This is a genomic window from Streptomyces sp. NPDC012508, assembly GCF_042902595.1.
GTDB lineage: Bacteria > Actinomycetota > Actinomycetes > Streptomycetales > Streptomycetaceae > Streptomyces.
Window position 1 is genome coordinate 65,396 of sequence record NZ_JBIBEO010000009.1, and the last position, 13,855, is coordinate 79,250.

Annotated in this window: 11 protein-coding genes; 6 read left to right on the plus strand and 5 right to left on the minus strand. The window is 73.5% G+C overall.

What is annotated here, in order from left to right:
• Nucleotides 1–20 precede the first annotated feature (20 nt).
• Nucleotides 21–797, minus strand: a complete 777-nt coding sequence (locus ACFY8U_RS28280; protein WP_389575162.1) for an ABC transporter permease — start codon at nucleotides 795–797, stop codon at nucleotides 21–23.
• Nucleotides 794–1,732 carry an ATP-binding cassette domain-containing protein gene (locus tag ACFY8U_RS28285; RefSeq protein WP_389575164.1) on the minus strand — a complete coding sequence of 313 codons (939 nt, stop codon included), beginning with the start codon at nucleotides 1,730–1,732 and terminating at the stop codon, nucleotides 794–796. The genes ACFY8U_RS28280 and ACFY8U_RS28285 overlap by 4 nt, the downstream gene beginning before the upstream one ends.
• Before the next feature lie 62 nt (nucleotides 1,733–1,794).
• Here ACFY8U_RS28285 and ACFY8U_RS28290 point away from each other — a divergent pair, with 62 nt between their 5' ends.
• Nucleotides 1,795–2,511, plus strand: a complete 717-nt coding sequence (locus tag ACFY8U_RS28290) for a TetR/AcrR family transcriptional regulator C-terminal domain-containing protein (RefSeq protein WP_389575166.1) — start codon at nucleotides 1,795–1,797, stop codon at nucleotides 2,509–2,511.
• Nucleotides 2,512–2,541: 30 nt separating this feature from the next.
• Here ACFY8U_RS28290 and ACFY8U_RS28295 read toward each other — a convergent pair whose 3' ends face one another.
• From ACFY8U_RS28295 to hmgA, 3 genes are all read right to left on the minus strand, one after another.
• Complete coding sequence (locus tag ACFY8U_RS28295) at nucleotides 2,542–3,756, minus strand: type ISP restriction/modification enzyme (protein WP_389575407.1); 1,215 nt, start codon at nucleotides 3,754–3,756, stop codon at nucleotides 2,542–2,544.
• Nucleotides 3,757–3,806: 50 nt separating this feature from the next.
• Entirely contained in the window at nucleotides 3,807–4,556 is a 750-nt protein-coding gene (locus ACFY8U_RS28300) for a GntR family transcriptional regulator (protein WP_389575168.1), read from the minus strand.
• Nucleotides 4,557–4,680: 124 nt separating this feature from the next.
• Nucleotides 4,681–6,003, minus strand: a complete 1,323-nt coding sequence (hmgA, locus tag ACFY8U_RS28305) for a homogentisate 1,2-dioxygenase (RefSeq protein WP_389575170.1) — start codon at nucleotides 6,001–6,003, stop codon at nucleotides 4,681–4,683.
• A 161-nt stretch (nucleotides 6,004–6,164) separates the two neighbouring features.
• Here hmgA and ACFY8U_RS28310 point away from each other — a divergent pair, with 161 nt between their 5' ends.
• The 5 genes from ACFY8U_RS28310 (at nucleotide 6,165) to ACFY8U_RS28330 (ending at nucleotide 13,786) form a co-directional block, all read left to right on the plus strand.
• On the plus strand, nucleotides 6,165–8,288 hold the full coding sequence (locus ACFY8U_RS28310; protein WP_389575172.1) for a right-handed parallel beta-helix repeat-containing protein: 2,124 nt from the start codon (nucleotides 6,165–6,167) through the stop codon (nucleotides 8,286–8,288).
• Nucleotides 8,285–9,307: a hypothetical protein gene (locus tag ACFY8U_RS28315; protein WP_389575174.1), complete on the plus strand. Its 1,023-nt coding sequence runs from the start codon at nucleotides 8,285–8,287 to the stop codon at nucleotides 9,305–9,307. The genes ACFY8U_RS28310 and ACFY8U_RS28315 overlap by 4 nt, the downstream gene beginning before the upstream one ends.
• A complete protein-coding gene (locus ACFY8U_RS28320; protein ID WP_389575176.1) occupies nucleotides 9,304–10,581 on the plus strand; it encodes a hypothetical protein in 1,278 nt (425 codons plus the stop codon). Before ACFY8U_RS28315 ends, ACFY8U_RS28320 begins: the two co-directional genes overlap by 4 nt.
• Before the next feature lie 24 nt (nucleotides 10,582–10,605).
• Nucleotides 10,606–11,457 (plus strand): TetR family transcriptional regulator, encoded by an 852-nt coding sequence (locus ACFY8U_RS28325; RefSeq protein ID WP_389575178.1) that lies wholly within the window; start codon nucleotides 10,606–10,608, stop codon nucleotides 11,455–11,457.
• A gap of 130 nt (nucleotides 11,458–11,587) precedes the next feature.
• A complete protein-coding gene (locus ACFY8U_RS28330; protein WP_389575180.1) occupies nucleotides 11,588–13,786 on the plus strand; it encodes a molybdopterin oxidoreductase family protein in 2,199 nt (732 codons plus the stop codon).
• The last annotated feature ends 69 nt before the right edge of the window (nucleotides 13,787–13,855 follow it).

The following is a 13,855-nucleotide window of genomic DNA, read 5'->3' on the forward strand; positions in this document are numbered from 1 at the left end:
CTCGTCACCCGCGGGCCGTGTCACCCCCGGGAGTACCGGCGCACGGCGAGCGGCGCGAAGACGGCGATCAGCGCCACCGACCAGAGCAGTGAGCCGGCCACCGGGTGTGCCACCGGCCAGGCGGCGTCCGCCGGGACGGCCGCGTTGCCGAAGAGGTCCCGCACCGCTGTCGTGACGGCGGAGATCGGGTTCCACTCGGCGATCGTCCGCAGCCAGCCCGCCATGTTCTCGGTCGGGATGTACGCGTTCGAGAGCAGCGGCAGCATGAACGTGGCGCTGCCCAGCTGCCCCGCCGCCTCCTCGCTCCGCGAGGCGAGGCCCAGCAGGATGCCCACCCAGGTCGCCGCGAAGCGGAAGAGCAGCAGCAGCCCGAAGGCGCCCAGCGCCTCCAGGGCGGAGCCCTCGATCCGCCAGCCCATGGCGAGCCCGACCAGGATCATCGGGACCATGCCGACCGCGCTGGTCACCAGATCGGCGAGCGCCTGCCCGAGCGGTACGGCGGCCCGGCTGACCGGCATCGTGCGGAAGCGGTCCATGACGCCCCGGTGGGAGTCCTGGGCGGCCTGGAACATCCCCGTCATGACGCCGCCCGCCGCCGTCGCCACAAGCAGACCGGGCACCAGATACGCGCGGTACTCGGCGCCCGGCATGGCGAGCGCGCTGCCGAAGACGTACCCGAAGAAGAGCAGGAAGACGACCGGCATGGTCTGCGTCATGACGACGATCGCCGGGGCGCGGCGGACCTTCTGGAGATGGCGGCCCAGTACAGCGGTTCCATCGTGGACCAGCGCGCTCATGCGACGAGTTCCTTCCGGTCGGTGAGGCGCAGGAACACCTCGTCGAGGGTGGGCGGACGCAGGGACGCGTCGACGATGTGGACCCCGGCCGCGTCGATCTCGCGGACGATCCGGGGGAGCGTGAGCGTGGTGTCCGTGGTCACCGCGCCGACCGTGCGGCGCTCCGCGTCGATGAGCGGCGCGGAGCCGGTGAGCTGGTCGAGCACCGCCGCCGCCGCGTCGAGCAGTGCGGGGTCGGCGACCACCACCTCCGCCCGACTGCCGATCAGCGCCTTGAGTTCGGCGGGGGTGCCGCGGTGCGCGGCCCGGCCGTCGTCGATCAGCACGATGTCGTCGGCGAGCTGATCGGCCTCCTCCAGGTACTGCGTGGTCAGCAGCACCGTCGTGCCCTGGGACGCCAACCCCCGTACGGCGTCCCAGATCCCGTTCCGGCTGTGCGGGTCGAGCCCCGTCGTGGGCTCGTCGAGGAAGAGGACCCGAGGCGGTACCAGCAGGCTCGCCGCGAGGTCGAGCCGGCGCCGCATCCCGCCCGAGTAGGTGCGGGCGGGCCGACCGGCGGCCTCCGTGAGGCCGAACTGCTCCAGGAGCTCGTCGGCCCGGGCGCGCGGGGCGCGCAGCAGCTTCGCGAAGAGCCGCAGGTTCTCGGCGCCGGAGAGATCACCGTCGACCGAGGCGTACTGGCCGGTGACCGCGATGCGCTTCCGCACCCCCGCCGGGTCCCGCACCACGTCGTGGCCCGCGACCCGCGCGCTGCCCGCGTCCGGGGCGACCAGCGTGGTCAGCACGCGGACGGCGGTCGTCTTGCCCGCGCCGTTGGGGCCGAGGATGCCGCAGACCGTGCCCTCGGGGACGGCGAGATCGAGCCCGCGCAGCGCGTGGACCTCGCCGTATCGCTTCGCCAGCCCTTCACTAAGTACAGCGTACGTAGTAGTCATGCCGAGACCGTACCCCACTACGTACGCTGTACATAACTAGGATGGTGGCGAGGTGATGATCAATGGCGGGCCGAGCGGCCGAACCGGAAGTGATCTGGGCGCGCCCCGAACGCGCGGGCCGAGGCCCGAAACCGGCGTACACCAGGGCCGACATCGTGGCCGCCGCGATCCGCATCGCCGATGCGGACGGCATCGACGCGCTCTCCATGCGGCGGATCGCGGCCGACATCGGCTGCGGCACGATGTCGCTCTACAACTACGTGCCGCGCAAGGAGGATCTGTACGAGCTGATGGTCGACGCCGTCAGTGGTGAGTACGACCTCCCCGAACCTCCCAGCGGCGACTGGCGCGCGGACATGCTCCAGGTGGCCCGCGAGGCCCGGGGCATCCTGCGCCGCCACCCCTGGGTGATCCGGCTGATGACGACCGGGTACGCATTCGGCCCCAACGCGCTGCGCTTCCTCGAAGCGTGCCTGGCCTGCCTGGACGGCCTGGATCTGCCCGGCGGCACCAAGATGGAGCTGATCGCGACGGTCAACGGCACCGTGATGACGATCGTCGCCAACGAACTCGCGATCGCCGAGCGCGCCCGCGGACTGCCCTGGTCCGAGGAGCAGGAGCAGGCGGTGCGCGGCGCCTATCTCCTGGAGCGGCTCGCGGGCGGCGCTTACCCCAGACTGGCCGCGGTCTTCGGTGCCGCCGGGGTCGAACGCCTCGACCCCGAGGAGATCTTCGAGCGGACGCTGGGACGGGTCCTCGACTCCTTCGCCCCGGGGTAGACCCGGCACGGGGGCTTCCGGCGGACACGCCTAGAGCAGCGCGAACTGGCCTTCCGGGCCCTCCTCCTGATGGTCCAGTACGGAGGCGGGGCGGCGGGCCGTGTCCGGTACGGGCAGGACCCCCGCCTCGCGCAGCGCGGCCCGGGGCATCCACGGCCCCTCGGCGGCGAGCGCGGCTCGCTCCCCGTCCCGCTCGGCGAGCAGCGCGAGGACCGTGATGAGCTCCAGGAGCTCCGACGTCCATTCCTGCGGCCATGCCGCCGGGCCGATGGCCTCCAGACCGCCGGGTTCGGCGGGCGCGGTCCGGTGCGCGAACCACTGCTCCAGCATCCGTACGCCTCCGACGTGGAACTCCCACGCCTCCGCCGGCACGGGCGAGATCCTGCCCTCGTCGAGAGCCAGGGTCTCCTCCCCGCGCTCGTACGCGAGCGTGGTCGGCCGCGCCGGGATGGGGGCGCGCACATAGGGGCGCCGGCCGCCGGGCAGACGGGGCCGCTCGCCGCCGTGGGCGCCCCGCAGCTGGATGTCCGTGAGCCTCCGGCCGAGTTCCACGCCCGTGGACCAGACGTCCGGGCGGGCCGGGAGGGGAACCCGACAGCCGGCGGCGGACGGACGGGCGGCCGCCACGGCCCAGGCCAGGACGTCGTGGGCGGTGACCTGACCCCCGTACCGCTCGCTCAGCAGGGGCAGCAGACCGGGCACGACGTTCGGCTCCTCGCCCCCGGGGCGGCGGAACAGCGGACGGATCCGGCCAGGGCGCCCGGCCGGGGAGCGGCCGTCGGGCAGCGCCGCCGTCACCAGCAGCGCGGGACCGGCCGCACCCGGCACGTACCCCTGCTCGACAACGAAGTGCTGCCGCGCGTCGGCGACCCGCCACAGCTCCGGGCGCGCGGTGTCGATGAGGCGGTGGTCGGGGAGCAGCCACTGCTCGTCGAAGGGGCCGTGGGCCAGCCGTACCGGTTCCGGGCACGGCCCGGACTCCCGGGCGAACCGGACCGTGCCGGTCCGCTGCCCGGGCAGCGCGGCCACGGAACTCGACGGCGTCCGCGCCCGGCTGGGCCGGAACAGCTCCTCGCGCTCGGCCCCCTCGGCCCCGACCAGGCGTTCCCAGCGCGCCCGCAGCGTACGGACGTCGGGCGCCACGATCCAGGACCGGCCGAGCCGCAACGGCGCGACGGACCACGGCATCAGCTCGTCCAGGAGGGGCGCGTCGTCCAGCGGTACGTCATCGGTCACGCCCCGGATGCTAGCGAGCGGGCTCGGTGCGCCTCCACCGCTCGTGGGGCCCCGGTCCTTCAGTGCGCCTCCACCGTCACCGTGAAGGAGAACCGGTCGCCCCGGTACCGGATCCGGGCCACGTCCACGACCCGGCCGTCCTCGTCGTAGGTGACGCCGGTGTAGTGCAGGATCGGCGAGAGCAGGGGCACCTGGAGCAGCGCCGCGGTCTCCGGGTCCGCGAGCCGGGCCTCGACGGTGTCCGTGATCCGGCTGATCCGTACCCCCATCACGTCCCGCAGCACCTTCGTCATCGGCCAGCGCTCCAGGTCGACCGGGTCGAGACCGGCCGCGACCTCGGGCCGTACCGCGTTCTCCGCCCAGTTGGTGGGCTCGCCGCTCTCCCCGTCGCGCCGCAGCCGCTTGTAGGCGACCACCTCCGTGACATCGGGGAAGTACTCGGCGAGCTCACCGGGCACCGGCTCGGCGCCGTGCCCGAGGACGGTGGTCCGCTCGCCGGACTGCTGGGCCACGATCGCGTCGATCGAGCCGAGCAGCCGGCGCGGGGTGGAGCGCCGGGCGCCGGGCTCGATGAACGTGCCGCGCCGCCGGTGCCTGCTGATCAGGCCCTCCTCCTCCAGCTCCTTGAGGGCCTGCCGCATCGTCAGCACGCTCACGCCGTAGTGGGCGGCGAGCTGCTCCTCGGTGGGCAGCCGCAGCGAGGCGTCGGGCGTGCGGCCCAGTATGGAGGCGCGCAGCGACTGCGAGACCTGATACCAGAGCGGCAGCTTGCGGTTCAGGACCAGCGAATCGGGAGCGAAGGCGGTCACGGCGTTCTCCGTACGACGACAACGAGACTCGACGACGACGAGGCTCGGGGACAACGAGGCCCGGGACGTCGAGCCTCGACGGCCACGGGCCTCCGGGGCCGTGAGGCTCGACGGCTACGAGACTCTACGGCCGGAAGTGGCGCTCAAGACCCTGCCATACGTCGTCGTAGCCCTTCTGCAGATGGTCGGCGGACGCGGCCTGCCCGGTGGCCGTGACCGGCCAGCGGGTCTCGAACATGAAGGCGAGCCCGTCGTCGATCTTCTGCGGCTTCAGCTCGGCGGCGCTGGCCTTGTCGAACGTCTCCCGGTCCGGTCCGTGCGCGGACATCATGTTGTGCAGCGAGCCGCCGCCCGGGACGAAGCCCTCGGCCTTCGCGTCGTAGGCGCCCTCGATCAGCCCCATGTACTCGCTCATCACGTTGCGGTGGAAGTACGGCGGCCTGAAGGTGTCCTCGCCGACCAGCCAGCGGGGGGCGAAGACCACGAAGTCGACGCCCGCGAGTCCCGGGGTGTCGGTCGGGGAGGTGAGGACCGTGAAGATCGACGGGTCCGGGTGGTCGTACGAGATCGTCCCGATGACGTTGAAGCGCCGCAGGTCGTAGACGTACGGGGTGTGGTTGCCGTGCCAGGCGACGACATCGAGCGGGGAGTGGCCGTACGTCGCGGACCAGAGGTTGCCGCAGTACTTGTTCACGACCTCGACCGGGCCCTCGACGTCCTCGTAGGCGGCGACGGGGGCGCGGAAGTCGCGGGCGTTGGCGAGGCCGTTGGCGCCGATCGGGCCGAGGTCGGGGAGCTGGAACGGCGCCCCGTAGTTCTCGCAGACGTAACCGCGAGCGCTGTCGTCGAGGAGCTCGACGCGGAAGCGGACACCGCGGGGGATCAGCGCGACCTCGCCCGGGTGGGCGGCGAGCAGGCCGAGTTCGGTACGCAGGAGCAGGCCACCGCGCTCGGGGACGATCAGCAGCTCGCCGTCGGCGTCGCTGAAGACCCGCTCCATGGAGGCGTTCGCGTGGTAGAGGTGCACGGCCATGCCGATGCGCTGGGCCGCGTCGCCGTTGCCGCCGAGCGTCCAGAGGCCGGCCAGCCAGTCCGTGCCCGGAGCCGGGTCGGGGAGCGGGTTCCAGCGCAGCCGGTTGGGGTCGGGGACGGTCTCGGTGAACGGCGCGGAGCGGACGGCGCCGTTGTCGATCCGGATGAACGGGGGGTGCGCGGCCGAGGGGCGGACGCGGTAGAGCCACGAGCGGCGGTTGTGGGCACGCGGCTCGGTGAACGCGCTGCCGCTCAGCTGCTCCGCGTAGAGGCCGAGCGGTGCCCGCTGCGGCGAGTTGCGGCCGTGCGGCAGTGCTCCCGGTACGGCTTCCGAGCTGTGCTCGTTGCCGAAGCCGGTGGAGTACGTGAGTCCGTCGGCCGTCTTTCTCGCCCGCTCAGTGTTCTCCGTGGTCATCGCACGCTCCTGTCCTGAAGCCCAAAACAATCCTATGCATGACCGTAGGATTCCGCGCCCGCTCGCGTCAACGGGGTCTCCGGCGTCCGCCGAGGTCTCGGTTCGACGTGATGCGTGCACAAGGGGTTCCAAAAGATGAACATTGCTCTACTCTCACGCCCATGTCGTGGACCCGCAGGCTCCTTGTCGCGCTCTCGGTCGTTCTCGCGGCGCTCGCCGCCGCCCTCGTCACCGCCCCCGGGGCCCAGGCCCACGAAGAGCGGCCCGTCACCTTCCCCGACGGCTCCGGCAGCGTGCCGAAGCTGCGCACCGGGGAACCCGATCTCCTGGTCTGCAAGACCGACCGGGCCGACTTCAGCCGCCGCGTCTCCGGCTTCCCGGCGGAGCTGAAGGCCCGCAACCTCGCCCTCTTCGAGCGGTGCGCGCGGAGCGGGTTCCGCCATCTCCAGCAGGCCGTCGACGCCGTCGACCGGCCCGGCATGACCATCGCCGTCCTGCCCGGCCTCTACGAGGAGGAACCCTCACAGCCCGCGCCCACCGGCGCCTGCGCCGCGCTGAAGGCCCCCGAGTCGGCGCTCGGCTACCAGATCCTGTCGTACGAGCAGCAGAAGCAGTGCCCGCACAACCAGAACCTCGTGGCCATCCTCGGCAAGAAGGACCTCCAGATCGAGGGCACCGGCGCCTCCCGCCTGGACGTCGTCATCGACGCCAGGTACACGAAGCTCAACGCCCTGCGCGCGGACGGGTCCGACGGCGTCTACTTCCGCAACTTCACCGCCCAGCGAACCACCTTCAACTCGCTGTACGTGCTGGCGGCCGACGGCTTCGTCATCGACAACGTGCTCACCCGGTGGAACGACGAGTACGGCTTCCTCACCTTCGCCTCCGACCACGGCCTCTACAAGAACTGCGAGTCGTACGGCAACGGGGACTCCGGCATCTACCCCGGCTCGGCCTCCGACATCAACGACGGCCGCGGCTACGACGTCCCGCGCTACTCCATCGAGATCACCGGCTGCCGCAGCCACCACAACATGGTCGGCTACAGCGGCACGGCCGGCGACTCCGTCTACGTCCACGACAACGAGTTCGACCACAACATGGGCGGCGCCTCCATGGACTCCGCCTTCCCCGGCCATCCCGGGCTCCCGCAGAACCACGCCCGCTTCGAACGGAACCTGATCCACGACAACAACCAGAACTACTACCGTTACGTCGCCGACGGCACCTGCGCCAAGCCGCCCGTCGAGCGCGGCTACGAGCAGGGCGTCGTCTGCCCGCAGATCTCGATGCCGCCGGGCACCGGCATCATCACGGCGGGCGGCAACTGGAACCTGTACGAGAACAACTGGGTGTACGGACACCAGCGCGCCGCCTTCTTCCTGAGCGCCGTCCCCGCCTTCATCCGGGGCGAGTCCGCCTGGGGCAAGCAGACCGACACCTCCCACCACAACCGGTACGCCGGCAACCACCTGGGCGTGGACAGGTCGGGGGCCTCCCGGCCCAACCGCACGGACGTGTGGTGGGACGGCCAGGGCGACGGCAACTGCTGGCGGTCCGAGGGCAAGGCGTCCGGTGCGTCGACCCCCGGCTCCCTGCCCGAGTGCGGGAAGCGCCGGGGCGAGGTCTCAGGGAACACCGGCCGGCTCGTCGGCGAACCGGCAAAGCTCGCCCACCTCCTGGTGTGCGCCGACTACAACGTCCAGGCGCGGCGGCTGCCCGCGGGCTGCGACTGGTACGGCGCGCGGGGGATCCAGCGTGTCGAGACCCAGCTCGCCCTGGGGATCGCGGTCGTCCTCGCCCTCGTGGGCGGAGCGCTGTGGTGGCGCCGGCTCCGCGGCAGCCGGGCGGCGGGCGTGGCGACCCTCCTGGGCCTCGCGGGCCTGGTCCTGGACGTGGCCGCCTCCACGCTCGGCCTCGCCTCCGGCCCCCTTCCCGCCGTGGCGCTGCTGCTGACCGGCGTCTGGTGGACGGTGGTCGGCCTCGCGCTGCGCCCGACGCGTCCCGCCTTCGCCTGGACCACCCTCGCCCTGGGCGCTTTGACCCTCCTCGACGCCTTCGACAAGGCCGTCCTGATGATCCCCTGGATCCCTCTCAGCCCCGCCTGGCTGCGCGGACTCCTCGCGGTGGTGTGGGTGCTGTGGGCGGTGGTGGTCGCGGGCCGGCGCGCTCCCGGGGGAGCGGGCGTCCAGGAACCCGCCCCGGACTCCGGCCCGCCGCCTGCCGTCGAGGCCGCGCGTGGGGAGCGCCATGGGCACGAGGCGCGGGACGGGAGCGCGTCGTGAGGCGCCCGCCCGCCACGGCGGCCGCCACGGGCGGCCAGTCCGCCGCCCCGCGCGGACGGGAGCGCGTCGCGGGGCGCCCGCCCGCCACGGGCGGCCAGTCCGCCGCCACGCGCCGGCGGGAGCGCGTCGCGGGGCGCCCACCCGCCACGGCGGCCGCCACGGGCGGCCAGTCCGCCGCCGCGCGCCGCCGGTCCGCCGCCCTCGCCGGTGTCGTCCTCGCCGTCGCGCTGGCCGCCGCCGGGTGCGGCGGGCGGGCCACCACCCATCACAAGCCCGGCACCAGCCACCAGGAGGCGACCGCGGGCAGCGGCACGCTGCTCGCGGCGAAGGACGAGGGCGGGCACCGGCTCCGGGAGGTGCCGGCCGGGGGCGCGCCCGCCGTCCGCGTCGAGACACGGCCCGACAGCGAGGGCGGCTGGAACATCCACCTCGCCGTGGAGAGGTTCCGCTTCACCCCGGAGAGCGTCGGGGGCGCGGCCATCCCGGGCCGCGGATACGCCCGGCTCCTCGTCGACGGCAAGGAGTCCGGCCGGGTCTACGGCCCCTGGCACCACGTCCCGCCCGGCGCCCGCACCCTGACCGTCCGCCTCCACGCGGACGACCACACCGCCTGGGCGGTCGCGGGCAGGCCGGTCGAGGCCACCGTCGCCCTGTCGTCCGTCCCGTCTTCCTCCGCCCCGTCCTCGACCACCCCCACGGCGACCGCGCCCTCAGGGACCGCCGCCCCCACGGCGACCGCGCCGACGTCCGCCGCGCCCGGCCGGACCGTCGAGATCACCGTCGACGGGTCGTCCGTCCAACCACCCCCCTCCCGCATCGAGTTGAAGAAGGGTGAACGGCTCACCCTCCGTGTCACCAGCGACCGCGCCGACACCCTCCACGTCCACGGCTACGACCGGGAACTGCCCCTCGCCCCCGGCACACCCGGCTCCCTCACCCTCACCGTCGACCGCACCGGTCTCTTCGAGGTCGAGACCCATGACTCGGGGCTCCTCCTGACCCAACTCGTCGTCCGATGACCCCTCCCACCGGCCTCCTCGCCCACGGCATCGGCTCCCAGCACGACCTCCCGCTCGCGCCCTTCTACGCCTACGCGGGAGCCTTCGCCGCGCTCTTCGTCTCCTTCCTCGCCCTCGGTCTGCTCTGGCCCGCCTCCCGATTCCGCGGCGACCGGGCGGGCCGCCCGCTGCCCGCAGCCGTCCAGCGCCTCGCCGACGCCCCGGCCACCCGCACCGCCCTGCGTGTGGCCGGAGCGGCGGCCGCCCTGACCGTCCTGCTCCACCTCCTCCTCGGCCCCGACGACCCCGACCGCAACCCCGCACCCGGCGCCGTCTACGTCCTCCTCTGGGTGGGGCTGGTCCCCGCCTCCCTCCTCCTCGGCCCCGTCTGGCGCCTCCTCAACCCCCTGCGCGCCCTCCACGCCCTGCTCCCGACCCCCCGCGACCCCCGTCCCCTGCCTCCCGGACTCGGGATCCGGCCCGCCGCCGCCGGACTGCTCCTCTTCGCCTGGCTCGAACTCGTCGCCCCCGCCCCCGCCTCCTCCACCACCCTCCTGGTCCTCCTCGCCGCCCTCACCGCTCTCGGCCTCCTCGGCGCCGCCCGCCACGGCCCCGACTGGTTCGCCCACGCCGACCCCTTCGAGGTCTACTCCTCCCTCCTCGCCCGGCTCTCCCCCCTCGGCCGCCGCGCCGACGGCCGGCTCGTCCTGCGCTCACCCTTCAACAGCCTCGACTCCACCCCGCAGACCCCCGGGCTCGTCGCCACCGTCTGCGTCCTGCTCGGCTCCACCGCCTACGACGGCTTCTCGGACAACCCCCGCTGGATCACCGGCCTCCAGACCTCCCCCCTCGGCCCGACCGTCACCGCCACCCTCGGCCTCCTCGCCGCCGTCGCCCTCGTCGCCGCCCTCTACGGCCTCTGCGCAGGCACCCTGCGCCTGATGTCCCGCGAACTCGCCACGCCTCTCACCTCTTTCGCCCACTCCCTCCTCCCCATCGCCCTCGGCTATCTCGTCGCCCACTACTTCACACTCTTCGTGACGGAAGGACCGCGTACCGTCATGATGGCAGTGGGCACTGACAACGCCCCCGCGCCCGCTCCGCCACTGGCCCCGGGCGGCCTCGCCACCCTCCAGGTCACCGCGATCGTCACCGGCCACGTCCTCGGAGTCGTCGCCGCGCACGACCGCTCCGTGCGCCTCTTCCCGCCCGACCGCGCCGTGGCCGGCCAACTGCCCCTGTTCGCGCTGATGATCGCGTACACCCTCGGAGGCATCGGACTGCTCATCGCCTGACCCGACCAGGAACGGAGCGGCATCATGGACCCCGTGCCCCAGCCTTCACTCCGCCGCACCCCCGTCCAGCAGCGCAGCGCCGAGCGCCTCGCCCGGATCCTCGACGCCTGTGCCGAACTCCTCGACGAGACCGGCTACGAGCAGCTGAGCACCCGTGCCGTCGCCGCTCGCGCGGGCGTCCCCATCGGCTCCGTCTACCGCTTCTTCGGCAACAAGCGCGCCATGGCCGACGCCCTCGCCCACCGCAACCTCGACCGCTACGCCGAGCGGATCGGTGCCCGCCTCGCCGCGGCCGGCCGGGCCGACGCGTACAGCGCGATCGACAGCGTCCTGGACGAGTACATCGCGATGAAGCGCACCGTCCCCGGCTTCGCGCTCGTCGACTTCGGCGTCCCCGCCCCCGCCGGCCCCGCCCCCGCCGGCCCCGCCCACGCCCCGGCCGGCCAGGCGTCCGTCGGCCAGGCGTCCGTCGGCCAGGCGTCTACCGGCCAGGCATCCACCGACCCGGCCTCCCCGGCGGCCGGGGATCGCCCCGCGGGAGCCTCGGGCGGCGAGGTCACCGAAGGCGAGGCCACCGAAGGCGACGCCGCCGAGGGCGAAGCGACCGGAATCGAAGCCACCCACAGCGAGGCCACCCCCGCCGCGGTTCCGCCCGAGGACGCCAATCACCTCGTCGCCGACCGCCTCTGCGGCCTCCTCGCCACCCACCTCGACCGCACGGCCGACGACGCCCTGCGCCGCAAGGTCCTGGTCGGTGTCGAGGCCGCGGACGCGCTGCTCCAGCTCGCGTTCCGTACCGCCCCGTCCGGAGACCCCGCGCTCATCGCCGAGACCCGGGCCCTCCTCTACGCCTATCTCGCGCCCTCGCTGAGCTGACCCGCCCCCGGCGGTGCACCGAGGCGGCAAGCACCTCTCCACCGTGGGTGACGCCGACCCCTCCCCACCGTGCGTACCGGTCGGTATGCTCGCTGATGCCCGTGCGTCATCGCCGCCCCAGGGAGTCGTCATGTCCACCGCCCTGCGCATCTGCCCGCTCTGCGAAGCCACCTGCGGGCTGACCCTGACCATCGACGGCACCCGGATCACCGGCGCCCGCGGAGACCGCGACGACGTCTTCAGTCAGGGCTTCATCTGCCCGAAGGGCGCCGCCTTCGGCGAGGTCGACGCCGACCCCGACCGGCTCACGGGGCCCCTCGTCCGCAAGGACGGCACCCTCCAGGAGGCCACCTGGGAGGAGGCGTTCGACACGATCGCCGCCCGGATCCGGCCGCTGATCGAGACGTACGGGCCGAACGCGGTGGGTCTCGTGCTCGGCAACCCGAACGTGCACACCATGGCCGGGGGCCTCTACCCGCCCCTGCTGATCGGCGCCCTGCGGAGCCGGAACCTCTTCACCGCCTCCACGCTCGACCAGATGCCCAAGCACGTCTCCAGCGGACTGCTCTTCGGCGATCCCTTCGCGATCCCCGTCCCGGACCTGGACCGCACCGACCATCTGCTGATGCTCGGCGCCAACCCCCTGGACTCCAACGGCAGCCTCTGCACCGCCCCCGACTTCCCCGGGAAGCTCAAGGCGCTGCGCAAGCGCGGCGGCACCCTCACCGTCGTCGATCCGCGCCGCACCCGTACCGCCCGGCTCGCCGACCGCCACGTCGCCATCCGCCCCGGCACCGACGCCCTCTTCCTCGCCGCGCTCGTCCACACCCTCTTCGCGGAGGATCTCGCCGACCCCGGCCTCCCGCTCGCCGACCGGATCCAGGGTGTGGACGACGTGCGGGAGGCGGTACGGGAGTTCACGCCCGAGGCCGTCGCCGCCGCCTGCGACCTGGACGCGGCCACCATCCGTACCGTCGCCCGGGAACTCGCCGCCGCGCCCGCCGCCGCCGTGTACGGCCGGATGGGCAGCTCCACCGTCGCGTACGGCACCCTCGCCAACTGGCTCGTCGACGTCCTCAACGTCCTCACCGGCAACCTCGACCGCCCCGGCGGCGCGCTCTTCCCGCTCGCCGCGACCGCCCCCGCACCCCGGCCGGCGGGCCCCGGCAAGGGCTTCGCGCTCGGCCGCTGGAGCAGCAGGGTCTCCGGCCACCCCGAGGCCAAGGGCGAGCTCCCGACGGCCGCGCTCGCCGAGGAGATCGAGACGGAGGGGGAGGAACGTATCCGCGCGGTGATCACCGTCGCCGCCAACCCCGTCCTGTCGGCACCCGACGGGCTGCGCCTCGACCGGGCGCTCGGCTCCCTCGACCTCATGGTGGCCGTCGACCCGTACCTCAACGAGACCACCCGCCATGCCGATGTCGTCCTGCCCCCGCCGCCGCCCTCGCGGAGCGCCCACTTCGACTTCTCGTTCAACGGCCTCGCCGTCCGCAACCAGGTCCGCTTCACCCCGGCCGTGGTCCCTCTGGAAGAGGGAGGCATGGACGAGTGTGAGATCCACGCGCGGCTGATCCTCGCCGTGAGCGGGATGCACGGCGCCCCGCCCTCGGCCGTCGACGACCTCGCCATCGACACGACCCTCGCCAAGGCCGTCACCCAGGAGCACTCACCCGTGCACGGCGCCGACCCGAAGGCGGTCGCCGCCCGGCTGACGGGCGCCACCGGGCCCGAGCGGCGCCTCGACCTGATGCTCCGCCTCGGTCCGTACGACCTCACCCTCGACGACCTGCTCCAGGCGCCGCACGGCATCGACCTCGGCCCCCTCGAGCCCCGCCTCCCCGGGCTGCTCAAGACCCGCAGCGGACGCGTCGAGCTGCTGCCCGAGCCCATCGCCGCCGACCTGCCCCGGCTGCGCGCCGCCCTCGCCACCGCGCCCAGTGGCCTCGTCCTCGTCGGCCGCCGTCATCTGCGGTCGAACAACAGCTGGCTGCACAACGCGCCGTCGCTCAACAGCGGTTCGAACCGGTGCACCCTCCAGGTCCACCCGGCCGACGCCGACCGGCTGGGGCTCGCCGACGGCAAGCCCGCCCGGATCGCGGCCGAGGGCGGTGCGCTCGAGGTCGAGGTGGAGATCACCGACGCCGTACGGAGCGGAGTGGTGAGCCTGCCGCACGGCTGGGGCCACGACCGCCCCGGCACCCGGCTCGCCGTCGCCGAAGCCCGCCCCGGGGTCAATGTGAACCAGCTCCTCGACGGCTCGCGCCTCGACCCGCTCTCGGGTACGGCGGTACTCAACGGCTTCCCGGTGGAGCTGACGCCTCTGCCGTGACCCGACTGAGACCCCCGCCGTGACCTGGGGTTTTGCTCGTATTGCTCACGCGTCAACGTCTTGTTAACG